This is a genomic window from Curtobacterium sp. RIT-PI-V, assembly GCF_025642935.1.
GTDB lineage: Bacteria > Actinomycetota > Actinomycetes > Actinomycetales > Microbacteriaceae > Curtobacterium.
The window spans coordinates 1-26471 of sequence record NZ_JANZKM010000017.1; the positions used below are offsets into that span (position 1 = coordinate 1).

The 26471-nt window shown below is 72.9% G+C and carries 23 protein-coding genes and 1 tRNA gene; 12 read left to right on the forward strand and 12 right to left on the reverse strand.

Annotation, left to right across the window (positions count from 1 at the left end; translation table 11 throughout):
• Positions 1-258, reverse strand: a 258-nt coding sequence (locus OGL88_RS11530; RefSeq protein WP_263091472.1) for a DMT family transporter, incomplete at its 3' end; no start/stop codon positions are given.
• Position 259: 1 nt separating this feature from the next.
• Positions 260-574 carry a DMT family transporter gene (locus OGL88_RS11535; protein ID WP_263091473.1) on the reverse strand — a complete coding sequence of 105 codons (315 nt, stop codon included), beginning with the start codon at positions 572-574 and terminating at the stop codon, positions 260-262.
• A gap of 96 nt (positions 575-670) precedes the next feature.
• Here OGL88_RS11535 and OGL88_RS11540 point away from each other — a divergent pair, with 96 nt between their 5' ends.
• The 4 genes from OGL88_RS11540 to OGL88_RS11555 all read left to right on the forward strand — a co-directional run bounded on the left by OGL88_RS11540 (position 671) and on the right by OGL88_RS11555 (position 4666).
• Entirely contained in the window at positions 671-1249 is a 579-nt protein-coding gene (locus OGL88_RS11540; protein ID WP_240347556.1) for a TetR/AcrR family transcriptional regulator, read from the forward strand.
• A 166-nt stretch (positions 1250-1415) separates the two neighbouring features.
• Entirely contained in the window at positions 1416-2435 is a 1020-nt protein-coding gene (locus tag OGL88_RS11545; RefSeq protein WP_205463719.1) for a permease, read from the forward strand.
• On the forward strand, positions 2422-3261 hold the full coding sequence (locus OGL88_RS11550) for a TIGR03943 family putative permease subunit (protein WP_263091474.1): 840 nt from the start codon (positions 2422-2424) through the stop codon (positions 3259-3261). The genes OGL88_RS11545 and OGL88_RS11550 overlap by 14 nt, the downstream gene beginning before the upstream one ends.
• Entirely contained in the window at positions 3251-4666 is a 1416-nt protein-coding gene (locus OGL88_RS11555; protein ID WP_263091475.1) for a hypothetical protein, read from the forward strand. The genes OGL88_RS11550 and OGL88_RS11555 overlap by 11 nt, the downstream gene beginning before the upstream one ends.
• 77 nt (positions 4667-4743) lie before the next feature.
• Here the strand turns inward: OGL88_RS11555 and OGL88_RS11560 are convergent, their stop codons facing one another.
• Entirely contained in the window at positions 4744-5790 is a 1047-nt protein-coding gene (locus OGL88_RS11560; protein WP_205463722.1) for an NAD(P)-dependent alcohol dehydrogenase, read from the reverse strand.
• Positions 5791-5904: 114 nt separating this feature from the next.
• Complete coding sequence (locus tag OGL88_RS11565; RefSeq protein WP_263091476.1) at positions 5905-6936, reverse strand: glycerate kinase family protein; 1032 nt, start codon at positions 6934-6936, stop codon at positions 5905-5907.
• Between the two features lie 118 nt (positions 6937-7054).
• Between OGL88_RS11565 and OGL88_RS11570 the strand changes: the two genes are divergently transcribed.
• The 6 genes from OGL88_RS11570 to OGL88_RS11595 all read left to right on the forward strand — a co-directional run bounded on the left by OGL88_RS11570 (position 7055) and on the right by OGL88_RS11595 (position 15343).
• Positions 7055-8182, forward strand: coding sequence for a heme/hemin ABC transporter substrate-binding protein (locus OGL88_RS11570; RefSeq protein WP_263091477.1), 1128 nt, complete (start codon positions 7055-7057; stop codon positions 8180-8182).
• Entirely contained in the window at positions 8179-9282 is a 1104-nt protein-coding gene (locus tag OGL88_RS11575) for a FecCD family ABC transporter permease (protein WP_374114439.1), read from the forward strand. Before OGL88_RS11570 ends, OGL88_RS11575 begins: the two co-directional genes overlap by 4 nt.
• Positions 9279-10082, forward strand: a complete 804-nt coding sequence (locus tag OGL88_RS11580; protein ID WP_263091478.1) for a heme ABC transporter ATP-binding protein — start codon at positions 9279-9281, stop codon at positions 10080-10082. Before OGL88_RS11575 ends, OGL88_RS11580 begins: the two co-directional genes overlap by 4 nt.
• Positions 10079-11131 carry a hypothetical protein gene (locus OGL88_RS11585; protein WP_263091479.1) on the forward strand — a complete coding sequence of 351 codons (1053 nt, stop codon included), beginning with the start codon at positions 10079-10081 and terminating at the stop codon, positions 11129-11131. The genes OGL88_RS11580 and OGL88_RS11585 overlap by 4 nt, the downstream gene beginning before the upstream one ends.
• Positions 11128-11703 (forward strand): hypothetical protein, encoded by a 576-nt coding sequence (locus OGL88_RS11590; RefSeq protein ID WP_222659337.1) that lies wholly within the window; start codon positions 11128-11130, stop codon positions 11701-11703. Before OGL88_RS11585 ends, OGL88_RS11590 begins: the two co-directional genes overlap by 4 nt.
• A 70-nt stretch (positions 11704-11773) precedes the next feature.
• Entirely contained in the window at positions 11774-15343 is a 3570-nt protein-coding gene (locus OGL88_RS11595; RefSeq protein ID WP_263091480.1) for an HtaA domain-containing protein, read from the forward strand.
• 159 nt (positions 15344-15502) lie between these two features.
• On the opposite strand, the gene OGL88_RS11600 is transcribed toward OGL88_RS11595, so the two are convergent.
• The 7 genes from OGL88_RS11600 to OGL88_RS11630 form a co-directional block, all read right to left on the reverse strand.
• Positions 15503-16897 (reverse strand): M20/M25/M40 family metallo-hydrolase, encoded by a 1395-nt coding sequence (locus OGL88_RS11600; RefSeq protein WP_263091481.1) that lies wholly within the window; start codon positions 16895-16897, stop codon positions 15503-15505.
• Complete coding sequence (locus OGL88_RS11605) at positions 16894-18453, reverse strand: ABC transporter substrate-binding protein (protein ID WP_263091483.1); 1560 nt, start codon at positions 18451-18453, stop codon at positions 16894-16896. Before OGL88_RS11605 ends, OGL88_RS11600 begins: the two co-directional genes overlap by 4 nt.
• On the reverse strand, positions 18450-19586 hold the full coding sequence (locus tag OGL88_RS11610) for an FAD-dependent oxidoreductase (RefSeq protein ID WP_263091484.1): 1137 nt from the start codon (positions 19584-19586) through the stop codon (positions 18450-18452). Before OGL88_RS11610 ends, OGL88_RS11605 begins: the two co-directional genes overlap by 4 nt.
• Positions 19583-20851, reverse strand: coding sequence for an NAD(P)/FAD-dependent oxidoreductase (locus OGL88_RS11615; RefSeq protein ID WP_263091485.1), 1269 nt, complete (start codon positions 20849-20851; stop codon positions 19583-19585). The genes OGL88_RS11610 and OGL88_RS11615 overlap by 4 nt, the downstream gene beginning before the upstream one ends.
• A 101-nt stretch (positions 20852-20952) precedes the next feature.
• Entirely contained in the window at positions 20953-21921 is a 969-nt protein-coding gene (bla, locus tag OGL88_RS11620) for a class A beta-lactamase (RefSeq protein WP_263091486.1), read from the reverse strand.
• 26 nt (positions 21922-21947) lie between these two features.
• Complete coding sequence (locus OGL88_RS11625; RefSeq protein ID WP_263091487.1) at positions 21948-22625, reverse strand: GntR family transcriptional regulator; 678 nt, start codon at positions 22623-22625, stop codon at positions 21948-21950.
• Between the two features lie 14 nt (positions 22626-22639).
• Positions 22640-22713: transfer RNA gene (locus OGL88_RS11630), tRNA-Gly, on the reverse strand.
• Between the two features lie 199 nt (positions 22714-22912).
• On the opposite strand from OGL88_RS11630, the gene OGL88_RS11635 reads away from it, so the two are divergent.
• Entirely contained in the window at positions 22913-24028 is a 1116-nt protein-coding gene (locus OGL88_RS11635; protein WP_263091488.1) for a DUF6177 family protein, read from the forward strand.
• Entirely contained in the window at positions 24015-24365 is a 351-nt protein-coding gene (locus OGL88_RS11640; protein WP_263091489.1) for a hypothetical protein, read from the forward strand. Before OGL88_RS11635 ends, OGL88_RS11640 begins: the two co-directional genes overlap by 14 nt.
• A gap of 28 nt (positions 24366-24393) precedes the next feature.
• On the opposite strand, the gene OGL88_RS11645 is transcribed toward OGL88_RS11640, so the two are convergent.
• Positions 24394-26454 carry a cytochrome c oxidase assembly protein gene (locus OGL88_RS11645; RefSeq protein WP_263091490.1) on the reverse strand — a complete coding sequence of 687 codons (2061 nt, stop codon included), beginning with the start codon at positions 26452-26454 and terminating at the stop codon, positions 24394-24396.
• Between the last annotated feature and the right edge of the window lie 17 nt (positions 26455-26471).

Consider the following 26471-nt stretch of genomic DNA (forward strand, 5'->3'; position numbering starts at 1 on the left):
GCGCAGCACGGTGACGGGCTCGGCGCCGGTGGCCATGCCCCAGAGCACCGTGAGGGCTGCACCGGTGCCGGTCCACACGGCGTACGCGGTGCTGATCGGGATGTGCCCCAGGACGTAGCCGAACGCGACGAGGCTGACCACGATCGTGATCGCGAACACGATCGTCGGGCCGGGCCGGGTGAAGCCGTCGCTCTCGCCGAGGGCGGTCGCCCACACGGTCTCGAGCGCGGCGCTGAGGAACAGGACGATCCAAGCCACCTCAGCTCACCACCTTGAGGCCGACGACGCAGGCGACCAGGCCGAACACGAGGCCGAGGCGTGCGAGCGACGCGGCTTCCTGCCGGCGCAGGATCGACACGACGACCGTCAGCGAGGCGCCGATGCCCACCCAGACGGCGTAGGCGGTGCCCACCGGGATCGACTTCATCGCGAACGCGAGTCCGACCATGCTCAGCGCCATGCCGGCGACGAACACGATCGTGGGCACGACCTTCTTGAAGCCGTTCGATGCGCTCAGTGCGGTGGCCCAGACGGCCTCGAGCACGCCGCTCAGCACGAGGACGACCCATGCCATGACGATGTTCCCTTCCTTCGATCGCATAGTCGCACGACTGTGCGACAACGGCATCGACGGTAGCACGAGTTCGTACGACTGTGCGAGTATGGCGTCGTGGCCAGGAGCATGGACGTCGAGCAGCGGCGCCGCACCGTGTCCGAAGCCGCGTGCCGGGTGCTCGCCCGCGACGGACTCGGGGCGCTCAGTGTCCGGAACGTCGCGGCAGAGGCCGGACTGCCGCCGAGCACCGTCCGCTACACCTTCCCGACCCAGGCGAGCGTCCGGTCGCACGCGCTCGAGCTCGTGTTCGACGCGACCGCGGCCCGGATCGACGCCGTGCCCGCGGACCTGCGGGGCACGGCGTACGCGCACGCGGTCCTGCTCGAGCTCCTGCCCCTCGACGAGGAGCGACGCATCGAGCTCGACGTCTACCTGGGCCTCGGCACGGCGGCGCTGACCGACGCCGAGCTCCGGCCGTTCCACGACCGGGTCGTCGACGAGATGCGGGAGTGGTGCGGGCGGATCCTGCGGGCGCTCGGGGTGCCGGACGCCGACGTGCCCTACGAGACCCGGCGGCTGCACGCCCTGGTGGACGGGCTCGCGATGCACATCGTGCGGGTCGATCCCGGGGGCGACGCCTCGTGGGCGATCGACACGCTCGACCGGCACGTGGCGGGCATCGCCCAGGTCTGACTGCGGCCCGCTGCCGGGTTCGCGAACCCGTGCGTTGTTGGTGGCTCCGTGCGGCGCTCCAGGCCTGCACCGAGCGAGCAACCCTGCACGGGGTGAACGAACTCGCACGGTGCGCAGACGGCCGCGCGCGGACCGCCACGCAGCACGCGTCGCCTATCCTTTCCGGGTGACGACGACCACGCCGCCGCAGCAGCGCTCCCGCTCCCGTTCCCTGACGGGCCCCGGCCTCGTGCTGCTCGCCGTCGTCGTGCTCCTGGGGATCCGGATGCTGTCCCCGAGCATCGGGACCGCCGGCCTGCCGGACGTCGTGCAGGACTTCCTGACACTGGCGATCAGCGTGGTGGTCGAGTCGCTGCCGTTCGTGGTGCTCGGGATCGTGCTGTCGATCGTCGTCGAGGTGTGGGTGCCCGTCGGTGCGCTCGAGAGGGTCCTGCCGCAGAACGCCTTCGGCCGCCGCGCCGTGATCTCGCTGATCGGCATGCTGTTCCCGGTGTGCGAGTGCGGGAACGTGCCACTCGCCCGTGGCCTGATGATGCGCGGGTTCACCCCCGCCGAGGCCGTCACGTTCCTGGTCGCCGCCCCCATCCTCAACCCGCTCGTGATCATCAGCACCGCGCAGGCGTTCGGCTGGTCCGGCTGGATCCTGCCGGTCCGGATCGTCGGCGGCTTCGTGATCGCGAACCTGGTCGGCTGGATCGTCGCCGCGCACCGCCGTCCGGCCGACCTGCTGCTGCCCGCGTTCGAGGCCCGGTGCCGCGCTGCGATCGGCGCACCTCGGAGCCGCAACCGCTGGCGGGAGAGCGCCGCGCAGTTCGGCGGCGAGACCGCGACGATGATGCCGGCCCTGTTCGTCGGCGCCGGCCTGGCTGCGGCGATCCAGGTCGCCGTGCCCCGTTCCACGCTCGTCGCGATCGGCTCGAACCCGGTGCTCTCCGTCGCGGCGATGATGCTGCTCGCGATGACGGTGTCGCTCTGCTCGAACGTCGACGCGTTCTTCGCGCTGTCGTTCGCCTCGACGTTCCTGCCCGGGTCGATCACGGCCTTCCTGATCATCGGGCCGATCATCGACGTGAAGATGATCGCCCTGCTCCGTACGACGTTCCGGGTCCGGTTCCTGGTGCTGCTCGCCGTCGTGTGCGTCCTGTTCGCCGGCGCCGTGGGATTGGTGATGAATGTCCTCGTCTGACGCACGCAGCAGCAACGCTCCGGCCTACCTCGGGCTCGGGTCCGTGCTGGCGGTCGCCCTGTGCACGCTCTGGCTCGCACTGGTCGGCCACCTCGACCTGTACATCAACCCGCGGTACTCGGTGTTCACGATCGTGCTCGCCGCCGTCGCGGTACCCGCCTCGATCGCTGGCCTGGTGGTGATCGCACGCGGCCACGGCCACACGCACGGCGACGAAGCGGACGAGCACGACGCCGATGCCCACGGACACGACGCCGACGCCGAACAGCCGCGCCCCGGCCGTGGTCGCGCCGTCCGCCTCGCCCTCGGCGGGGCAGCCGCGGTCGTCACGATCGGCGTCACCGTGTCGATGCTGGTGCTGCCCCCGACGACGCTGTCCGCCCGTACCGCGCAGCAGCGGAGCGTGGACTCGGCGACCCTGTCGAACGCGACGGGCTCCGACGCGGCGGTGTCCCTGCTCGGCAGCGAGGGCGTCGACACCTCGGAGTACGGCGTCAAGGACTGGGCGGCGCTGATCCGGCAGACCACCGACACCACGGCCCTGGTCGGCAAGCAGGTGCGGCTGTCCGGGTTCGTGGTGCCCGGCGACGGCGGTTCCTTCACCCTGACCCGCTTCGTGATCAGCTGCTGCGCCGTCGACGCCCAGCCCGTCGGCCTCGGCGTGGTGACGGACGACGCCGACGGCTCCGTTCCGGACGAGGGGCAGTGGGTCACGGTGACCGGCGCACTCGCGGCGAACCCGGACCAGTCCGCCGACGCCCGCATCGTCATCAAGGCCGCGAAGGTGCAGGACATCGCGCAGCCCGAGGACCCGTATGAGTACTGAGCGCACCAACCGCACCGACCGCCGCCCGGTCACGCGCCGGTTCCACCGCCGGTACCTCGCCGTCGTGCTCGTCCTGGCGGTCGTCGCCGCGCTCGCCGCCGTCGTCGGGTCGCAGCAGGGGCCGCGCCTGCGCGACGTGTCGTACGACGCCACCGGTCTGGTGTCCCGCCCGGCGCAGCGGGTGATCCTCACGGCGAACCAGGCACTGCAGCAGGTGTCCGCCGCCGACGTCCGGGTCACCCCGGCGGCCGCGCACACCGTGACCTCGAGCGGCAACACGATCGCGGTCGAGTTCGCCGGACCCCTGGCCTACGACCGCGACTACACGGTGACCGTCGCGAACGTCCGGGCTCCCGGGCAGCGCGCCACGGCGGACCTCACCGCCGCGATCCGGACCGGCAGCACCGACGTCCTCGCGCTCGTGCCGGGAGCCGGCGGTGCGAAGGACCGCATCGTGCGCCGCTCCCTCGATGCCGGCGGTGCGACGACCGTGTACCAGGGTGCCGACATCTCGGAGTACGCCCGGCTCGGACGGTCCCTGGTGGTGGTCAGCGGCAGCGACGCGAGCTCCTCGGTCGACGTGATCGCACTGTCCGGCGGGGTGCGGGACCCGGACGCCCCCGTGGAGCACCTCACGCTGCCGTCGTCACAGGGGCGGGTCACGGCGCTGCACGTCGCCGACGACGGGGCGTCGTTCGGGTTCGAGTACGCCGACACGTCCACCGGGCAGTCGCGGAACACCGGCCTGTACGTGGTCGACATGACGGGCACGCACCTGCCCACCGCGATCGCCGCGGACGGGAAGCCGCAGACGGGCGCCGTGCCGATGACGGTCGGGCAGTGGGCCTACGTGCCCCGGACCGAGAGCGCCCTGGTGCGGACGGGCAGCGACGACCTGGTGCTCGTCGACATGAGCGGCCGCGCCGACGCCGTCCGGCTCGGCAGCGCCACGTACCTGCACGGGTTCGTCGGCTCGGGCACCACGGCCGTGGTCGAGACCGGTACGGGCATCGAGCGCCTCGACCTGACCGACGGCGCGAAGACCGCGCTGCGTGCCCCGGCTGCGAGCACCGATGCGGCCGTGCTCGGCCGCATCGCTCCGCTGACGGACGACACGTACCTGCGCCTGCTGGGGGACGTGCGGTCGGACGGCACCGTCTCGGCACGGATCGTACGCGTGGACGGGGAGCGGGCCTCCCGGCTACCGGTGACCATCCCGGACGACGCGAGCGTCACGGCGGTCTGCCCGTCTCCGAACGGCCAGTTCGTCGCGGTCGCGACGAAGTCGGCGACCGACGAGCTGGTGAGCATCGTCGACGCGACCTCCGGTGCGCTCGAGGCGAGCATCGACGCCGGCTCCGTCGAGTGGTGCGGCGCGCTGCCGTCCGGCGACGAGGTCGGCTGACGGCCCGACGGACAGGCAGACAGACGGGAGGCCCGTTGCCGGCTGGCAACGGGCCTCCCGTCTGAGCCTGGTGCCGACTACGCCAGCGTGGCCGCGTCGATCACGAAGCGGTAGCGGACGTCCGAGGACAGGACGCGCTCGTAGGCCTCGTTGATCTGGTCGGCGCTGATGAGCTCGGTCTCCGGCAGGATGTCGTGCTCGGCGCAGAAGTCCAGCATCTCCTGGGTCTCGCGGATACCGCCGATGGCGGACCCGGCCCAGCTGAGCCGGCGCGGGATCAGGGCGAACGCCGGGACCTCGAGCGGCTCGGACGGAGCACCGACGTTGACGAGCGTGCCGTCGACCTTGAGCAGGCCGAGGTACGAGCCCATCGGGATCTTCGCGGACACGGTGTTGATGATGAGCTCGAAGGAGTTCGCGAGCTTCTCGAACGTCTCCGGGTCCTTCGTCGCGTAGTGGGCCTTCGCGCCGTAGCGGAGCGAGTCGGCTTCCTTCGAGGTGGTCTGCGACAGGACGGTGACCTCGGCGCCCAGGGCGACGGCGATCTTGACGGCCATGTGGCCGAGGCCGCCCATGCCGATGACCGCGACCTTCGTGCCGGGGCCGGCCTTCCAGTGGTGCAGCGGCGAGTACGTGGTGATGCCGGCGCAGAGCAGCGGCGCGACCTTCTCGATGTCGAGCGACTCGGGGACGCGGAGGACGAAGTCCTCGTTCACGACGATCGCCTGCGAGTAGCCGCCCTGGGTGATCGAGCCGTCGGCCGGGTCGACGCTCGTGTAGGTGCCGATGTTGCCCTTCAGGCAGTACTGCTCCTGGCCGGCGACGCACTGCTCGCACTCGCCGCAGGAGTTCACCATGCAGCCGACGCCGACACGGTCGCCGACCTGGTGCTTCGTGACGTTCTCGCCGACGGCGGTGACGTGGCCGACGATCTCGTGGCCGACGACCTGCGGGTACTGGATCTGGCCCCACTCGCCGCGGACGGTGTGGATGTCCGAGTGGCAGATGCCGGCGTAGGCGATGTCGATCTCGACGTCGTTCGCTCCGACGTCACGACGGGTGATGGTGGTCTTGACGAGCGGCTCGGTCGCTGACGGTGCCGCGTACGCGTTGACGGTGCGCAATGATCTCCTCGTGGGGGTGCGTTGCGGGCCGGTTCCGGCCCGACACCAGTCTGATGGAGCGCGCCACAGCGTGGGAGGTCCCGTTGGGGCTCCCCAGTACGGGAATCGGGGTGCTCAGGCCAGTCGCGCGAGCCGCTGGCCCGCGATCGTGGCGAAGCGCAGTGGGTCGGCCAGGGCGTCGTCCGGCTCGCCGGTGGTCTGCGTGGCGAGCACGGTGAGCGAGGCGGCCGCGGCGTAGTCGTCGAGGGAGGCCTCGATCGCGCCGGCGACGAGCATCGACCGGGCCCCGGGGGCGTGCGTCGCCGTGAGCGACCACACCACCGACGGGACCTTGCCGGCGGCGGACTGCCCGTCGTACCGGCCCTCGCCGCTGATCACGACGTCAGCACCGGTGAGCCGGTCGGCGAGCCCGAGCACCTCGGCGACGCAGTCCGCGCCGCGGGCCAGGGTCGCACCCCAGACGAGCAGGCCGAAGCCGACGCCACCCGCGGCGCCGGCGCCCGGGGTCGTGGGGTCCACCGATGGGAAGCGGGCAGCCCAGCTGGCCAGCTGCTCGTCGAAGGATGCGACCCGTGCGGGCTCGATCCCCTTCTGCGGGCCGAAGACCGCAGCCGCGCCGGTCGGGCCGAGCAGCGGAGCGGTCACGTCGGTCAGCACGGTGACGCCGAGTGGTGGGAGGGCGCGCAGCCCCGCTCCGTCCAGACCGAGCGCCTCGAGCACGGGCCGGCCGCCGTCGGTCGAGGCGCTGCCGCCGATGCCGAGTACGAGCCCCGTGGCGCCGGCGTCGAGCGCGGCGGCGATCGCCTCGCCGAACCCCCGGCTCGTCGCGGTGTCCGGCAGGAGTTCGTCGAGCAGCGGGAGACCGCTCGTCGCTGCGAGCTCCACCACCGCACGCCCATCGGGCAGCCGCAGCCAGTGGGCGTCGACCGGGGTGCCAGCCGGGCCCGTGACCGTGACGGGGACCCGGACCGCACCGGGGACCGCAGTCGCGAACGCCTCGAGGGTGCCCTCGCCGCCGTCGGCCATCGGCGCGAGCACGACGTCGTCGTCGGGGCGCTCGGTCAGCCAGCCGTCCGCGATCGCCTGGGTGACGGACGCCGCGGTCGCGGTGCCCTTGAACGAGTCCGGAGCCACCACGATGCGCACGGGACCACCGTAGCGGGGAGACGGCGACACGTGCTGGACAAGGTAGGCAAGGCTCACCTAAGTTAACGGTTAGGTGAGGCTCACCTAACTTCACGAACCAGCACTCGGGATCATCTCCATGTCGCCACTCCGTCGCGCCCTCACGGCCGCAGCGTCCGCCCTCGTCGTCCTCGCCGTGGCGACCGGCTGCACCGGCGGCGGCGCCGCCACCGCGGGCGCGACGCACGCGGCGGGTCGCGGGACGAGTGCGACGGACCCGGCCGCGAGCCTCCAGGCCATCGCCCCGGTGACCGACGCGAAGGACGTGACCGGCGAGCGCACCGCGACCCTGGCGACGGACCTGCCGCCGACGGCGAGCACGGTCGACGAGCCCGACCTGCCCGTCACCGTCACCGACAACCAGGACACCGAGGTGACCGTCACGAGTGCCGACCGGATCCTCGCGCTCGACATCTCCGGCACGCTGTCGTCCACCGTGTACGGCCTCGGCCTGGGGGACCACCTGGTCGGACGGGACGTCTCGACCGGCTTCTCGGGCACCGAGGACCTGCCGCTCGTCACCCGGAACGGCCACGAGCTCTCCGCCGAGGCGATCCTCGCGCTCCGCCCGACGGTGCTGCTGACCGACACCTCGCTCGGCCCGTGGGACGTCGTCCTGCAGATCCGCGAGGCCGGCGTCCCCGTCGTCGTCCTGGACCCGCACCGGGACACCACCAACACCGACGCGATCATCGAGCAGGTCGCGACGGCGCTCGGCGTCCCGGCGACCGGCGACCGCCTGGCCGCCGAGGTGCACGCGCAGGAGCAGGCCGTCGCCGCGCAGGTGGCCCGGATCGCGCCGTCGGCTCGGGCCGACCAGCTGAAGATGGTGTTCCTGTACGTGCGGGGGAACGCCGGGATCTACTACCTGTTCGGCAGCGAGTCCGGCGCCGACTCGCTCATCGACGCCGTCGGCGGGCGGGACGTCGCGACGGAACAGGACTGGACGGGCATGCGCCCCGTCAACGCCGAGGCGCTGGTCGCCATGCAGCCGGACCTGGTCATCATGATGACCAAGGGGCTGGAGTCCGTCGACGGCGTCGACGGACTGCTCCAGCGGGTCCCCGCGATCGCGAAGACGCCAGCGGGCGAGCACCGCCGCATCGTCGACATGGCGGACACGACGGTGATGAGCTTCGGGCCGCGCACGCCCGGGATCGTGGCCGCGTTGGCAGCGGCGATCTACGGTCCGGCGGACCCCTCGTGACCGTCCGGGAGGAACGGATCGCGCCCGCCACGCGCGTCCCCGCCGCACCGGCGGTCACGTCCAGGTCGCGGGTCGGCCGCATCGCGCTCCTCACCACCGGGCTCGTGGTGGCACTCGTCGTCGCGACGCTGGTGTCGGCGAGCGTCGGGCAGCTCGGGATCTCGCCCGCCGAGGTGCTCCGGACCGTGGGCCGGTCGCTCGGCCTGCCCGTGGACGGTCCCGCCGACGACCTCGTCACCCAGGCGCTGTGGACGATCCGGTTCCCGCGGGTGGTGATGGCGCTGCTGATCGGAGCCGCGCTCGCCGCAGCCGGTGTGCTCATGCAGGCCGTGTTCGCGAACCCCCTGGCCGACCCCGGCGTCGTCGGGGTGTCCGGTGGCGCGGCGTTCGGGGCCTGCGCCTCGATCGTGTTCGGGCTGCAGTTCGCCGGGTACTGGACGACGCCGCTGATGGCCTTCGCCGCGGGCCTGGTCGCGACGCTGCTCGTCTACGGGCTGTCCCGTGCCGGTGGCCGCACCGAGGTCGTCACGCTCCTGCTCACCGGCATCGCCGTGAACGCGTTCACCGGGGCGGGGCTCGCCTTCCTGACCTTCCTCGGCGACCAGCAGGCGCGCGAGCAGATCGTGTTCTGGCAGCTCGGGTCGCTGAACGGCTCCATGTGGGACCAGGCCGCAGCGATCGCCCCCGTCATCGGTGCGGGGCTCGTCGGCGCCGTCGTGCTGACGCGCTCGCTCGACCTGCTCGCCCTCGGCGACCGGGCCGCGCGGCACGTCGGGGTGCGGGTCGAGGCCGTCCGGGTCGTCGCGATCGTCGTGGTCGCCCTGCTCGTCGGCGCAGCGGTCGCGTTCGCCGGCATCATCGCGTTCGTCGGGCTGGTCGTCCCGCACCTGATGCGGATGGTCATCGGCCCGGCGCACGGTCCGCTGCTGCTGGTCTCGACGCTCGGCGGCGCCCTGCTCCTGACGATCGCCGACCTGCTCGCGCGCACCCTGGTGCCGTACGCGGACCTGCCGATCGGCATGCTGACCTCGCTCGTCGGCGGACCCTTCTTCTTCTGGCTCCTGCGCCGCGCGCGCCGACGGTCGGGGGGCTGGGCATGACGGAGACGAGCGCTGTCGGCGCTGTGGTCGTGTCCGGGATCGGCGTCGTCATCGACGGTCGACCGCTGCTCGCCGACGTCGACCTGACGGTGCGCGCGGGCGAGGTCCTGGCGCTCGTCGGTCCGAACGGTGCCGGCAAGTCGACCCTGCTCCGGGCGATCGCCGGTGACCTCGCCCACAGCGGCACGATCGCGATCGACGGCGTGCGCACCGGCGGCGAAGCACCGCTCGCCACCGCTCGTCGGCGTGCCGTGCTCGAGCAGGACACCGCCGTGGCCTTCGGGTTCCGCGTCGGCGAGGTCGTCCGGATGGGCCGGGCGCCGTGGCGGGGGACCCCGCGCGCGGTCGACGACGACACCGTGGTCGCGCGGGTGCTCGACCAGGTCGAACTCGCCGACCGGATCGACCAGGCGTTCCCCTCGCTGTCGGGCGGGGAGCGCGCCCGGGCCTCGTTCGCCCGGGTCCTGGCGCAGTCGACCCCGGTGCTGCTGCTCGACGAACCGACCGCCGCCCTCGACCTGCGACACCAGGAGGCCGTGCTGGCCGTCGCCCGTGCGCACGCCCGGGCCGGTGGCGCGGTCGTCGTGGTGCTCCACGACCTCAGCCTCGCGGGGGCGTACGCCGACCGCGTCGCCATGCTCGCCGGCGGCCGGATCGTCGCCGACGGCACCCCCACAGACGTGCTGACCGCCGACCGCATCGGCACCGTCTACCGGCACCCGGTCACCGTCGTGCCCGACCCGAACACCGGCACGCCCGTCGTCGTGCCGTCCCGAACCCTCCAGGAGGCCTCCTCGTGACCACCCGCACCCGCCCGCTGCGGCTCGCGCTCGCCGGACTGCTCGTCGCGCTCGGTGCCGGTGGCGCCGCCCTGGTGGGCGTCGTCCCAGCATCGGCAGCCGGCCGTGTCAGCGTCGCGATCGAGGGGCACCCCGAGGTCACGAACCAGGTCGACTCGACGTACCTGACGACGCTGCGCCTGCGCGGCTCCGGGTTCCAGGGCATCAAGAACGGGTACGGCGGCATCTACGTGGCGTTCGGCACCGTGAACGGCACCTGGCAGCCGAGCAAGGGCGGGGCGACGGGCGCGGACTACAGCTACGTGCCCGACGACGAGTCGAACCCCACCGGGTACCTCGACTTCGTGGCCTTCGAGGGCAGCACCACCGCATCGGCGGCGAACGGCGGCACGGTCGACTCCGCCACGGGCACCTGGTCCGCGACCCTCAAGGTCCCCGGTTCGACGTTCCAGGCGCTCGACCGGAACGGCGCCGCGAAGACCGTCGACTGCAGGGTCGTGCAGTGCGGGATCATCACGATCGGCGCGCACGGCGTCGCGAACGCGAACAACGAGTCGTTCACACCCGTCTCGGTGCAGAACCTGTACGGCAGCGGCGGCACGCTGGCCGGTGGCGGCACCAGGGCGACCACCGGGCAGGCGCAGGCCGACACGACGGACGCGGGCAGTGCCTCCCGTCCGGCCGCCGAGCCGAGATCCGAGGCGAGCGCCGACATCCGCGCGACCACGAAGCCGTCCGCGCGCTCCGCGAAGCCGAGTGCCACCGCGGAGCCGACCGCATCGGCGTCCGCCACCGCGCCGGCCGGGTCGACGCCCTCGGCGGTGGCGGCAGCTGCCGACGGCTCGTCAGGCGGGATCGACCCGGGCGTTCTGCGGATCGTGCTCGGCGGCCTGTCCGCGCTCGTCGTGGCCGTCGCTGCGCTCGTCGTCTTCGCGATCGTGCACTCCCGCCGTGCCGCACGACGCGCCGCGACCGACGTCGCGCCGGAGGACCACCGGACCCGGGTGCTCACAGTGGGCGCCCACATCGAGAGGGAAACACGAACATGACACGAATCGCACGCTCGTTCGGGATCACGCTGGCGGCAGGGGTCGCCGCGGTCGGCATCGCCGTCCTGCCCGCGGTCAGCGCGTCCGCGGCCACCGCGGTCACGAACGACTACGGCGCCAGCCTCTCCGTCAGCGGTCCGGCCTCGGTCGTGACCGACGGCCCGGGGGCGCTCCACGGCGTCTCGGACGGCACCGTCACGGTCACCGGCAGCGGCTTCGACGGGGACGCGCAGGGGCGCGGTTTCGGCGTCTACGTCGTCTACGGGCCCAAGCAGGCGGACTACGCCACCAACTCGGGCTGGTTCGGCTCCGCCCAGTGGGTGTCGAAGAGCGCCTTCACGGCCGGCGGCGGCTTCACCACGACGATCGACGTCGCGAAGTCCTACACCGCGGACCCGCACCACACCGGCGACGCGGCCGCCACCGTCAGCTGCGACTACGACGCCACGAAGACCGCGACCGCCAACGCGGCCCTCGGGCAGTACGAGTGCTTCGTCCAGACGTTCTCGGCGCACGGCGTCGCGAACGACCCGGTCGACCTCGACGAGGTCCAGGTCCCCGTCACCTGGTGACCCACGCGGTGCCCCGGGTCCGCCCGGGGCACCGTCTCCCACACGCGCACCACCCCGATCCGAGGAACCGATGCACACCCAGACCAGACCGGCCCGTCGCCTCCGCGCGCTCAGCGCCACCGTCGCCGCGATCATCGGCCTGACCGCGGCCGTCGCCGGCACCGTGCCCACTGCGGCGACCGCCGCCTCGGGGCCGAGCGCGTCCGTCACGGGCGGCACGCTCGACTGGGGGTTCAAGCAGTCGTTCCGGAACTACGTGCCGGCCGCAGGGCAGTCGGTGTCCGGCGGTGCGTCGAGGAACGCCGACGGCACGTTCCGGTTCACCGCATCGGGCGGCAGCTACGACACCGCCACGCGGAAGCTCACCGTCACGGGTTCCGGTGCCGCGGTGTTCGACTACCGGGCACACACGTTCGTCATCTCGCTGCGCGACCCGGCGATCGAGCTCACGCCGACCACCGGCACCCTGACCGCCGGGGTCGACGTGCGGCTGGTGGACCCGACGACCGGTGCCACGACGTCCGACCCGGGGACGAAGCGCATCGCGTTCGCGACGATCGACGTCACCAAGGGCACCCGATCGGTCACCGACGGGGCGTACTCGTGGACCGGTCTGCCCACCACGATCACCGCGGCGGGTGCAGCGGCCTTCGCAGCCGACGTCACCGGCGGCAGCAACCCGACCCAGTTCTACGCCGCGGGCACCGCGCTGGACCCGCTCTCGGTCGCCGTGACGGGCGACTGGGCTGCCGAGGGGACGGACGGTGACGGCGGCGCCGACGGTGACCAGGGGTTCAGCGACCCCGGCGTCCAGGGACTCGTGAGCACCGGCGTGCAGACCACGGTCGGTGACAGCACGATCGGCCGGGTCACCACGGTGGTGCGGGACGCCGCGCGCGCCCTGAACGTCGTGCAGGTACCGGCTGCCGGAACCGCCAAGGCAAGTTACTTCGTCGTGGGCGACGACGGCAAGCGCGTCGCCGGGCCGATCGACCCCGGTGTCGCCACCTCGAAGCCGAGCGTTGACCCGTCGACCGGGAACATCGTCGCGACCGCGTCGTTGCCCGCCGCGGAGTTCGGCGGCACCGGCGCGAACGTCCAGGGCTGGGTCGTCGTCGCGCGCGGCACGGACGCCGCGTACCGGGACGTCGTGCACGTGAAGCCGTCCGTCGCGGTGCCCGCCGCGAAGGCGTTCGCGATCGACCCCGCCGACGGCTCGGTCGTCGCGCAGGTCGCCCCGGCCGCGAACGGCGGGTCCGCGGGGCTGCTGCGGGTGGCCGCCGTCGGGGCGGGTGCCGGATCCGGTTCTGGTTCCGGTGCTGACTCCGGCGCTGGTTCCGGTTCTGGTTCGGGTGCGGTGTCCGAGGTCGGCACCAGCCCCGCTGGCGGAACCGTCCGCGCCGTCACCCGCACGGCCACCCTGATCGGCTCGGTCACCGGGACGATCTCCTCGGTCGGCGTCGACTGGACCGGCAAGCGCGCCGTCGTCTTCGACCAGGCCGCCGCTCTCGCCCGCGTCGTCGCCCTCGACACCGGAGCCTCGGTCGCCGACGTGTCGATCGGCGCCACCGCGACGTCCGGGGCCGCCGGCGGGACCGTCGTCGACTCCCGGGGCCGGGCGTGGTGGAGCAACGACGGCGACGCCACCCTCCGAGCCGTGTCGCTGCGCGGGACCCCGGCCGTGACGACCTCGATCGACCGGGCGGGCGGTGCCGCGTACCTGGCCGTCGACGAGGCCGCGAAGCGCCTCTGGGTGTCGGCCGCCGGCAGCACCGACACCGGCAACGTCGTCCGCGCGTACGCGATCGACGGCAGCACCGCGCCCACGCTGGGTGCCGAGTACACGCCCGGCACCACCTACACCGGCGACCCGATCGTCGTCGCCGCCGACGGCCGCGCGGTGCTCGGCGTCGTGAACGCCGCGACCGACGCCGCCGACCAAGGGCTGCGCACGTTCACGGCCGTGACCACCCCGACCATCACGGAGCAGCCGGCCGACGTCGCCGTGACGCTGACCGGCGCGACCACCGGAACCGACGGCAGCACGACCCCCGCCACGCCGCAGCAGGTGTCCTTCGCGGTCACCACGACCGGGACCCCGACGCCCACCGTGCAGTGGCAGCAGCACACCCCGTCCGGCTGGGCCGACCTGCAGGACGGTCCCTCGGTTGCCGGCGCGACGACCAGCACACTCCGCATCACCGCCACCGAGGGGCTGGACGGCGACCGGTACCGCGCGGTCGCCACGAACGTCCTCGGTGCGACCGTCGTCGGTCGGGTCGCCTCGGACACCGCGACCCTGCGCGTCACCGTGCAGGCGCCGACGAACCCGGGCGGCGGGAACGGCGGCGGCGGGTCGACCGTCGTCGGTGCGGACGGGTCGATCACCGGGGCGGAGAACGCTCGGGGCGCCTCGACGAACGTGCGGCCGGCCACCGGACTCTCGACCGCCGCGGCGGGCTCGAAGCTCACCGTGACGGGCTCAGGCTTCACGAAGAACACCAACGGCTCCGGGCTGTACGTGCTGTTCGGGTACGTCACGAAGCACCCGAGCGCCGGGGGAGCGGCCGGCGCGGGCTACGACTACGTCCCCGGCTCCGGCGGCACCGGGCAGGACGGCCAGGGCTTCGTCGCCTGGCCCGACAACACCGGCACCGGCGCCGCAGCGACCGCGAAGCTCCGCGGCACGAAGGACGCCGGCTTCACGCAGGGTGGTGTCATCGCGCGCTCCACGTTCACCGGCCAGTCGACCAAGCGCGTCGACTGCCTGTCCGGGGCCGTGCAGTGCGGTGTCCTGACCATCGGCGCACACGGCGCCGCCGACGCCGCGCTCGAGACCTTCACGCCGGTGTACTTCGCCGGACAGACGGTCCCCGGCACCCTGCCGACCGGTCCGAGCACGGGTGGTGGCAACGGCGGCACGGTCATCCAGCCGCCCGTCGTGCAGCTGCCGCCGGCCGCCACCGCACCGACCATCACGAACGCCTCGGACACGGCGCCGACGGCCGTGCCGACCGCTGCGCCGCGGAACACCGCCGCCCAGCCCCGGAACAGTGCGAAGGCCCCCGCCGCCGCCGAGCCACCCACGGCCCCTGCCGCGGACTCCGACGAGCTGGCGCGCAAGATCGACGCCGGCGACATCACCACCGTCGCGGCCGCCGACGCCGGGATCCCCGACGAGGTCACCGCCGGTGACCAGCTCGAGCTCCGCCTGCCGTGGACGGGCGACGACGAGGGCGGGAGCGTGTGGACCTACTCCGAACCGGTGCAGGGCGACGACTTCACCGTCGAGGACGGCACGGCCACCGCCGCGGTCGACACCACCGGCCTGGAGCTCGGCGACCACCACGTCGTGCTCGTCGGTGACGCAGGCACGGTCGTGGCGGTGCCGTTCACCGTGGTCGACGGCGTCGGAGCGGTCGCCCAGTCGGCCGACTCCGGAGCCGGGACCGTCACGGCGGCGGCAGACGGCGGTGCAGGCGGTGGGATGACCACCGAGACCCTGCTGCTCGTGGTGATCGGGTTCCTCGGCGGGCTCGTGGTGCTCGCGGTCGGCCTGGTCGTGCTGCTGCTGACGGGGGTGCTGCAGGTTCGGACGCGGCGGAAGCCGCGGGCCGGACCTTCGCCGGCGGTCGTCTGACGCCGGCGTCTGCGCCAGACGCCCCCGAGTGCGCGAGACGCCCCCCGCATCCGGGGGCGTCTCGCCGACTTCAGGGCGTCGTGCGATGACGACGGCGTCGTGCGGCCGGCGATGACGACGGCGTCGTGCGGCCGGCGATGACGACGGCGTCGTGTGACGTCAAGCGCGGGCGCACCCGAGCCCGGCGAGGAAGGTCGCCTCGGCCAGGGCCATGTGCTCGATCTCGGACGGATCGACGCTCTCGTCCGGCGCGTGCACGTTCGCAGCCGGCTCGGACACCCCCGCCAGGATGACCTCGACCCCCGGGATCGCCCGTTCGAGCGTCGCGCAGAGCGGGATCGATCCGCCGCCGCCGAGGGAGCCCACGGAGGACACCCGGTACGCCGATGCCAGTGCGCTCCGGAACGCCGACGAGTACTGCCCCGCCGTCGCCCGGAAGCCGTCGCCGGTGCCCGTGACCCGCGCGGTGACCTCGACCCCGGCGGGCGCTCGCCGCAGCAGGTGCGCCACGAGCAGCTCGCCAGCGGCGGCGGGGTCGACACCCGGCGGGACCCGGAGGTTCAGCGCGGCACCGGCGGTCGCCTGCACGGACGGCGACGACCCGGCGACGGCCGGCGCATCGATGCCGACGACGGTCAGCGCCGGCCGTGCCCAGACCTGGGATGCCGGGTCCCCGGACCCGATCGGCACCGCGCCGTCGAGCAGCCCGGCGTCGGCGGCGAACCGGTCGGCGTCGTAGGGCAGGCCGTCCCAGGTCTGCGAGGCCTCGAGTCCGTCGACGGTGGTGTCCCCGGCGTCGTCGCGCAGCGTGGCGAGCAGGGCCACCAGGGTCGCGACGGCATCTGGCGCCGCACCGCCGAACATCCCCGAGTGCACGTTGCCGTGCAGCGCTCGGACGCGCAGCTCGACGAACGCCGTTCCGCGCAGGGTGGTCACGAGCGCGGGGACCCCGACGGCGGCGTTGCCGGCGTCCATCACGACGGCTGCGTCGACGTCGGCGAAGTCCACTGCGTGGGTGGACACGTACTGCTCGAGCCCGTCGGTGCCCTGTTCCTCGGACCCCTCGACGACCACGACGAGCCCGACCGGGAACGAGCCGTGCACGTCGAGTAGGGCCCGCAGTGCCACGAGGTGGGTGACGACCCCGCCCTTGCAGTCAGCAGCACCGCGACCGTACAGGCGCCCCTGGCGCTCGGTCAGGGTCCACGGGTCGCTCGTCCACGCTGCGAGGTCGCCGGCGGGCTGGACGTCGTGGTGGGCGTAGAGCAGGACCGTCGGGGCGCCGGGCGGCGCGGGGTGGGTCGCGAGGACCGCCTGCGAGCCGTCCGGCGTCGTGACGATGCGCGAGGTCAGGCCGAGGCCGTCGAACGCACCCCGCACGCGCTCGGCGACGCGGCGGCAGTCGTCGAGCGACTGCACGGCCGGGTCGTGGACGGACGGGATGGCGACGAGCGCCGCGAGCTCGTCGAGCCCCGCGGGCATCCCGGTGCGGACGGCGTCGCGGAGCGGGTCAGCGGACACGGTCGCCTGCTGCGCTGCGTCGCCGGTGCTCACGAGCGCCCGATCTCCCAGATGCGGAACTCGCCAGAGGCGTCGACCGACTTCGTCAGGCCGGTGAGCGACTTCTGCCCGATGACGTTCTCCTGCCCGGCGAGCAACGGGATGAGCGGCACGGACTCGGCGGTGTCCTGCTGGATCTCCTCGATCTGCTTCGTCCGCTCGGTCGCGTCGGCCTCGACCGCCTGCGCGGCGACCAGCTGCTGCACGGCCCGGTCGTCGAAGTGGTTCGCGAGCAGGTTGACGTCCTCGGAACCGTAGGCCGGCGTCAGGTACGACGAGGCGTCGGGGTAGTCCTGGAAGAACCCGAGCTGGAAGACCGGGTACTCGCCCTTGCCGACGTTCCCGACGTAGGTGTCCCAGCTCGCCGACTGCAGGTCGACCGTGAACAGACCGGTGTCCTCGAGCTGCTGCTTGATCAGCGCGTACTCGTCGTCCGACCCGGAGCCGTAGTGGTCGGTCGTGTACTCGATCGGCAGTGCGACGGGCGTGCGCACGCCGGCCTCCTCGAGGATGGCCGCGGGGTCGGCGCCGTCGTACTCCGTCTGGAAGGCATCGGTCGCGCCGGTGAAGTCGGACGGCACGATCGAGTACGCCGGAGCGTAGGTGCCCTGGTAGACGTCCTTCGCGATCGCCGCGCGGTCGACCGTCGCGGCGACGGCCTGGCGGATCGCGGTCTTCTGCGCGGTGTCGTCACCGGGCATCGTGTCGAGGTTGAAGCCGAGGAACCGGATCTCGCCCGACGAGCCCTGGACCCGCTGCAGGCCGTCGTCCTCGGACAACGAGGTGACCTCGGTCGGCGTGAGCTGGCGGTACGCCACGTCGGCGTCGCCCTCCTGCACCGCGAGCTTGAGGTCGGCGGACTTCGTGTACTGCTTGATCGTCACGCTCGACGACTCCGGTGCGGTGCCGTCGTACTCCTTGTTCGCCGTCAACGCGATGGTCGCCCCGCCGTCGGCGGACTGCTGCAGCGCGTACGGACCGGAGCCGACGACCCCGTCGTCCGCGTGGACCTTCGTCTTCGAGAACACACTGCTGTCGACGATCGCCCCGGCCATGCTCGCCAGGACGTACGGGAACGTCTGGTCGTTCGCCTGCTTCAGGGTGAACGTGACCTCGTCGCCGTCGGCCGCCACGGACGCCATGTTGGCGAGCAGCGACCCCGGACCGTTCTCGGAGCCGATGCCGACCTGGCGCTCGAACGAGAACACGACGTCCTTCGCCGTCAGGGCGTCACCGTTCGAGAACGTGAGCCCGTCGCGGATCCGGCACACGTAGTGGGTGCCGTCGGTGAAGTCGCACGACTCGGCGACCTCGGGACTCGTCGTGGTCCCGCCCGCAGGGTAGGTGAGCAGGTGCTGGTACAGCTGTGTCTGCACCGTGTAGCTGCCGCGGTCCCAGGCGCCGGCCGGGTCGAGGGACGTGACGGGATCGGTCGTCCCGATCACCAGGCCGTCCGTGACGTCGGTGGACGCCCCGGTCGAGGCGCAGCCGGTGAGCACGGCGGCGACGGCGGCGGAGAGCGCGAGCGCGGAGAGGAGTCGGGTCGTCACGGGGTTCCTGAGGGGGATGGTTTCGAGAGGGAGAAACGGGGATGTGCGGCCCCGCCGGTCGCGAGGTCGGCGATCATGTCGCCGAGCAGCGGTGCGAACTTGAAGCCGTGGCCGGAGAACCCGGTCGCGACGGTGACGGGACCACGTCGGTCGATGACGAAGTCCTCGTCGGGGGAGTTGTCGTACAGGCAGCTGATGAAGGTCGGCTCCGATGCGTCGACACCGGGCACGTACCGCGCGACGTAGGCCTGCAGCCGCTCGGCCTCGGCCGGCACGGGCGTGAAGTCGCGGTGGTCCGGATCGACGACGGGGCCGGTGCCGTGGAACCCGACCTTGACGCCCTCGCCCGGGGTGAGCAGGCCGTAGACGTCGTCGTCGGCAGCCCAGTGCACGAAGCTCGGCCACGCCTGGTCCGGCAGACGGCTGGGGAAGTGCGCGGGCTGCTCCTGGGTGACGCGGATGGCCGGGAGGCCCGCCCCGCGTCCGGCGAGCAGGTCGCCGACCAGCGCGGGCGCCCACGACCCCACGGCCGCCACCACGGACGAGCTGCGGTGGGTGGACCCGTCGGACAGCGTCACGGTCACGTCGTCGCCGTGGTCGTCGAGCCCGCTGACCCGCGTGTCGAAGCGCAGGTCGGCGAGCCCGGTCCGCTCGGCCAGGGTCAGGAAGGCCTCGATCGCGCGGTCGGACCGGATGCGACCGGCCGTGGCGTGTGCGAGCACGTGCCCCTCGAACGCGATCCCCGGCCAGCGTGCGGCCGCAGCGTCCGGGCTGAGGGTCTCGTGCGGGATGTCGGCGTCCGTCAGTGCGGCGGCGATGGCGTCGACGACCTCGGCGCGACCGTGGTCGACGGCACCGGTGCGGACGATGAGCTCCTCGCCCGCAGCGCCCTCGAGCGCTTCCCACAGCACCAGGGCGCGGGAGGTCAGGGCGACGTACTCGGGGTCGGCGTACCCCTGTCGGAAGATCCGGGTCGCGCCGTGGGACGAGCCGTTGTGGTGCCCGCGCTCGTGCTGTTCGACGAGCAGGACGCGCTCGCCGCGGCGGGTGAGGGCGTACGCCGTGGCGGCGCCGACGACCCCGCCGCCGATCACGACGTGCGTCGGGGCCCGGTTGCTCAGCACGTCGCTCATGCCACGGCTCCGGCTCGTCGGGCGTCGGCCTCGCGTCGCGCCGGCATCATCGCGAGCACCTCGGCCTCGGTCGGGGCCGCCGCCGGGAACCGTGCCGGGGCGTAGCGGCTCGCGTCGCCGAGGGTGGTCGTGCCCGTGACGCTCAGTTCCGCCGCGATCCGCCCGAGGCCGGGGCCGTGCGTGACGCCGGACTCGTTGTCGCCACCGGCCACCACGAGCCCGTGCAGCTCGGGGACCGCCCCGACGATGAAGTTCCGGTCGGCGGTCATCGAGACGACGCCCTGCGTGGGGGTCTCGTCGACCCCGAGCACGCTCGCGGCGGCGGGGAGCAGCCGGGCGACGATCGGGTGCAGGTACGTCCGCATGGCGTCGAGCAGGTCCGTGCGCACCGGGCGGCGGTCGGGTTCGTCACTCCGGTCCGCACCGCCGAGGTGCAGCGGCTCGTACCCGGGGCCGGCACCGTACGTCAGGCCGCCGCGGTGCTCACGGATCCACAGGCCGTGCAGCTCCGGCAGCATGAGGGTCGGCAGGGTGCCCGGCAGACCGAACGGTGTCGTCACGAGCCGGCTGGCGACGACCCGGACCGTCGGCAGCTCGCGCCCGAAGGGGGCGAGGAGGGCGTTCGTCCAGCTGCCGGCGGCGAGGACGACCCGCGCGGCGTCGATGACCTCGCCGTTCGCGGTCCGGACGCCCGTGACGAAGCCCCCACGGGCCTCCAGACCGGCGACCGGCGTGTGCTCGCGGATCTCGACGCCCCGCGCACGCACGGCGTGCACCAGCGCTGCGGCCGTGTCCGGCGCACTGATCTGGATGCCGTCCGGATGGAGGAAGCCCGCGGTGACCGCTGCCGGGTCGAGTCCGGGCACGAGGTCGGCCGCCTCGGCCGGTGTCAGCGTCCGCGCCCCGGCCGGCCGGAGCGGGTGCTGCTCGAACGGCGGCAGGTGGTCGGCCCGGCCCTGCTCGGTGACGGTGAGCCAGACGTTGCCGTTCTGCCGGTACCCGGTCGGGCCGTGGCCGGCGCCGGCGAGGTCGCGGTAGAAGTCGATGCCGTACTGCTCGACGTCGCGCTCGGACTCGTTCCAGTACCAGGCGTACCCGGCTGCCCACTGGCCGACGAACCCGGCGCCCGCGGTGGTGGTGCCCCCGGCGACCGTGCCGCTGTCGAGGAGCAGGACCCGCTGCCCGAGCACGGCGAGGTGCCACGCGGCGCTCAGCCCGATGATGCCGGCGCCGACGACGACCACGGGGGATCCGGAGGAGGACATGGAGCGAGCGTAGTGTCCCGAGGTCCCCGACAGGTGTCGTTCATGACGCCGTGTGACGCGGTGCAGAACGGCGATCGCCGCCCCGGTCGATCAGCGGCCGATCAGCGGTCGAACGCGCCGAGCACCGCTGATGCCGACCGGGCCACCAGGGTGTCGTCGTAGGCGGCGTCGGGGTCGTTCCGGGTGGTCAGGACCGAGAGCACGATCGGGTCGCCGCCGGGCGGGGTCACCCGCGCCACGTCGTTCCGGATCGGTCCGGCGCCCCCGGACTTGTCGACCACGACCCAGCCGTCGGGTGCGCCAGCGCGGATGAGTGCGTCGCCGGTCGCGTTGCCGCCCATCCAGTCGACCAGCAGCGCGGTGTCGGCGCGGTCCAGGGTGCTGCCGTCGAGCACGGTCGCCAGGGCTGCGGTGAACGCCGCCGGGGTCGTGGTGTCCTCGGTGCTGCCCGGCTCGATGGTGTTGAGGTCCGGCTCGCCGTGGACCACCTCGGTGGTGGTGTCGCCGAGCCCGGTCAGCGCGGCGTCCAGGCCGCTCGGACCGCCGATGCGCGTGAGCACGAGGTTCAGGGCCGTGTTGTCGCTCATCCGGACGGCGGCCTCGGCCAGCTGCCCGTACGACAGCCCGTCGGCCACGTGCTGTTCCGTCACGGGGGAGTACCCGGCAGCGGCGACGTCCGCGGCCGTCCAGTGCACGACCTCGTTCCGGGCGTCCGCGGGCACCGAGCGCAGGAACTGTGCCGCGGCGAACGCCTTGATGGTCGAGGCGTAGCCGAAGCGTCGGTCGCCGTTGTACGCGACCGTCTCACCCGTGACGGTGTCGGTTGCGACGACGCCGACCGTGGCGTCGTACTCGCGTTCGAGGCCCGCGAGTGCTCGGCGGACCGCGGCGGTGGTCGCGGCGTCCGTCCGCGGCGGCGGCGTCGTCGCAGGGGTGCTCGTCGGTGTGCTCGTGGACCGTGCGGACGACGTGGCCGACGCGGTCGGTGCACCGGGGCCGCCACCGGAGCACCCGGCGAGGACGAGCACGGCGACGGTGCCGCCGACGACCAGGGGGAGAGCACGGCGCATGGGAGCACCCTGCCGCTCGACCCTGGTCACACGCCGGGAACCGGCACCCCGACCCGGGCGACGGAGACCTGCGTCCCGACACCGCGTTCGCGTGCGAGGTCGATCACCTCGGCGGCGACGGCGAGGTCCTGGGCGCCGAGCCCGACCGAGTCGAACACGGTGACCTCGTCGTCCCCGGTCCGGCCGGGTGCGCGTCCGGCGACGACCTCGCCGAGTTCCGCCGGGTGGAGGTCCTGCGGGAGCGCCCCCTCGACCACGGCCTCGAGCAGGTCACCCGACTTCTCGAGCCGGCTGTTCCCCGAGGCGTGTGCCACCAGCCCGTGGAACGCGAACCGCGGTGAGTGCGCAGCCTCGACCTCTTGGTCGGACCGTTCCTCGTGACCGACGGCGCGGAGCAGGTCGGCGCACTCGCCACCCTGGCGACGCGCGGCGAGCTCGGCGGCGAGCACCTCGAGCCCCCGGCGGATCTGCATGAGCTCGATGACCACCTCGGTCGAGGAGTCGGCGACCCGGACGCCCTTGAACTTCTCGGACTCGACGAACCCCTCGGTCTCGAGCTGCCGGAGTGCTTCGCGCACGGGGACCCGCGAGACGCCGAAGCGTTCGGCGAGGGCGTCTTCCTTCAGCCGGGAGCCACGGGCGAGCGTGCCGGCGATGATCTCGGCCCTGATCGCCTTGAGGACAGATGCCGGCTTGGACTCCACAGCACGATGCTGGTTGGAGCGAGTGACGGGAATCGAACCCGCGCTACCAGCTTGGGAAGCTGGAGTTCTACCATTGAACTACACTCGCGCGCCCCGCAGAACGGGACTCGGCAAGCCTAGCGGATTCTCGCCTGGAAGCCAGCCGACCGCGCACCGTACGCCTCCTGTCGGGCGTGTGTCGTGCCTCCCGAGTCTCCGCTGTGAGCACGCCAGCCTGACGGACAGGTGTCGTCGTCGTGTGTACCGTCCAGGGAGTTCCAGCGCCGACGAACCCGAGGAGGACCCGGATGGTCAGGCATCCCCTCATCGACGACGTGGTCGGTCCCGCCATCGTGGTCGAGTCCGCCTCGCCGGTCGTGTGGCTGACGGACGCGCTCGCCTCGCTGCTCCGCCGTTCGGCGGACGCCGGCCGCATGGTCGTGCTGCGGACGGGGCGCGAATCCGCGATCACCCCCGCCCTGCGGCACGCGCTCGGTGCGTACGGTGCCGCGTGGGCCGTCGCAGACTTCGACGGGACACTGCGCGACGGCCGGACGGGTGCAGCAGCCTCGGGCATCGAGGACTTCGTGCACCGCGGCCCCGAACTCGTCGGCACGCCCTCGCCCGAGCACCCCGTCGCAGCGGACTCCGTCCGCCAGATCAGCATCGACCTGACGCTCCGCCACCACGCCGAGCGTGCCGTGGACATGGGGTCCGCGATCGAGGCCCTGTGCCACACCGTCGGCACCTGTCCCACCCGCTGGGGCACCGCCGAACCGCTCACCGTGCCGTGGGACCGATGGGTCGTCACGCAGTACGCCAAGCACGAGGCACCCGGGGTGTCGACCTCGTACGCCGTCGGCGAGGGCTTCTCCGCGACGATGACCGCCCACCTGGTCGGTGGCGTCGTCGTCGAGACGATGTCCGCCGTGTTGACCGTGCCCGAGGAGAACACCGACCCGGAGCTCGCGAACCGCCTGTTCGACGCCGTGCAGCAGGTCGCGGACCAGGTCGTGCCCGTCTTCGGTGTGGTGATGCAGCGCCGGGGAGACGCCGACCACCTGATCCGCTCGGTGTCGCACGGCGAGCCGTCGCCGCTTGCCGTCGTCGTCGGACCGGAAGCCTCCGAGTTCCTGGACCGCGACGGGGTCTGGCCGCCACCGCGCACCACGACGGCGACGTTCGGCACCCGGTCCGGGGCAAGGGACCGGTCCGGGGCGAGCGACAGCGACGTCGTCGACGGCGGGATGATCGTCCGCTTCGAGGACGGCTGGGAAGCCCTCGAGTCCTTCCTCGACCGCATCGACGAGGACCGCTTCCTGCAGCTCGTCGGCGGAGCGCCCCTCGACCCCGCCCACGACGAGGGCACGCTCGACGGACACGTGCGGGACGCCCGGGTGGCAGGCGGTCATGGTGCCGCGTGACGTCACCATCCTCTGCCGCCAGCCGGTCGAGCCGCGGGAGGTCGCCGAGGCGCTGCTCCTGCACGACGAGTCCTGGGGCGTCCGAGCCCTCGACGACGGCCCCATGCTGCAGGTCTGCCGCGACGCCACGCACCCGGTGATCACCGTGCTCGGGGTGCGGCGGGTCGACTCGTTCGACGAGGTCGAACGGATCCTGCCGGATGCCCCGACGATCGCGACGCCGCTGTGGTGGGTCGACACCGTCACCCCCGCGGGGGCCGACGGGGAGTCCGGGATCTCGGCGGCGCTCGAGGCCGCCCTGGACCTCGACGCGGTCTGCATCGTCCACGGCGACTGACCAGAACAGCCGCTGACGGACGCGCGCGTCAGTCGCGGCGCGCGGTGTCGGTCGCGTTGATCGCCGCCAGACGTTCGTTGTACGCCTTCAGGTCGGCGTCGCCGTCGCGCTCGGCCTTGCGGTCGAGCCGCTTCGCGTCGCGCTTGTCCGTACGGATCCAGTTCCGCACCACGAGCAGGGCCACGAAGACCATCGGCAGCTCGGAGGCACCCCAGGCGATGCCGCCGCCGGTGTGCTGGTCGTCGAGCAGTGCGGCGTCGTTCGTCTGGCCGAGTGCGTGGAACCAGTCGATCGCGAACACCGACTGCGAGGTCATCACGGCGACGCCGAAGAACGCGTGGAAGGCCAACGTCGCGAGCAGCGCGATGATCAGGATCGGGTACGCCGGCCGCTTCGGCCCCGGGTCGACGCCGACGAACACCCAGAAGAACAGGTAGCCGCTCAGCATGAAGTGGACGACCATCGCGACGTGCCACTCGTGCGACTGCATCGCCGCCTGGTACGCCGGCGTGAAGTAGAACACCACGAGCGACCCGGCGAAGATCACACCCGCCACGGCGGGCTTCCCCATGAACTGCATGTACCGCGAGTGCACGAAGAGCATGAGCCACTCGCGGGCACCGCGGGAACCGTCGTTGCGGACCGGCAGGGTGCGCATGGCGAGCAGCACCGGGCCGCCGAGCACGAGCGGCAGCGGCACGAACATCATGAGCAGCATGTGCTGGACCATGTGCGACGAGAAGTGGATCATGCCGTACACGGCCGGTCCGGCCGACGTGGTCCAGATGAACAGGGCGCAGCCGATCACCCAGGCGATGGTGCGCCCGACGGGCCACTTGTCGCCGCGCTTCCGGAGCTTCCGCACCGCGAGCAGGTACCAGACGGCACCGACGACGGCGAGCCCGAGCCACACCCAGTCGATGTGCCACTGCGTCAGGTACGTGTGCATCGTCTGGGCCGGCGGGAACGGGAACCCGATCAGGCCGGAGCGGGTGTCCTCACCGGTCTCGGGCGTCTGCGGGATCGGCGGCTGTGAGCGGGACACGGCCACCGAGACGCCGATCGCCACGGCCATGAACACGATCTCGGCGAGCGCGAACCGGGTGAACCGACGGCGGTCGAGCGGCGCGCGGAGCAGCCCGGGCACCAGCTTGCGGCGCTGCACGACGCCGGCGATCCCGAGCAGGACCAGGATGACGGCCTTGACGGTGATGAGTGCGCCGTACGGGGTCGTGACGAGGTCGAGCGGGCCGGTCAGTCGCAGCGAGGCGTTGACGATGCCGGAGAACGCGACGGCGCCGAACGACCAACCGGCCAGCGTCGAGTACCGGGAGACCACCCGTCCGGTCGCACCCTTCGTGCGGGTGCGCAGCAGCACCACGGCGACGAGCCCGCCGGCCCAGACGCACACCCCGATCAGGTGGATCGCGAGGGAGTTCACGGCGTTGGCGTGCTCGAGCGAGCCGGCGGCGTGGCCGGACAGGGCCAGGGGGAGCAGCGCGAAGAGGCCGAACACGGTGGCGACGGCGAGCGTCGTGACCCGGGTGGCGAACGCGGCGAGCACGGTCGCGACGAGGATCGCCGCCGCGGAGACCACGAGCGCCTGGCCGATCTCGACCTGGAACGCGAACAGCATGAAGTTGCGGGCGAACACCGGACTGGTGAGCGGGACGCCGAGGGTGTTGGCGCCGGTCAGCACGACGGTCACGGCCGCGGCGAGGAACCAGATCGATCCGGTCGCCGCCGCCCAGCGCGTGGCGCGGTGCTGCACGCTCGAGAGTGCCCGGTGGTCCTTCTTCTGCGCCGGCAGCGCGAACGCGGCGACGATGAGCAGGCCGACGGTCAGCGCCGCCATGGTGTCGTGCACCACGCGGGCGATCGGCAGGCCGTACTCGACCACGTCGCCGGCGGACACCAGCTGCTGGTTCGCGGTGAACGCCCCGGTGATCGTCAGGCCGAGGAGCGAACACGCGACCGCGAGCGGGATGGCGACGACCAGTACGGTCGCAACGGTGGACGTGCGCGCGGTGACGGGCGCGGATTCCGGCGCCGGGCCTCCAGGCTGGGTTGCGGGGGACGTGACGGTCATCAACCTTGTTCCAGGGA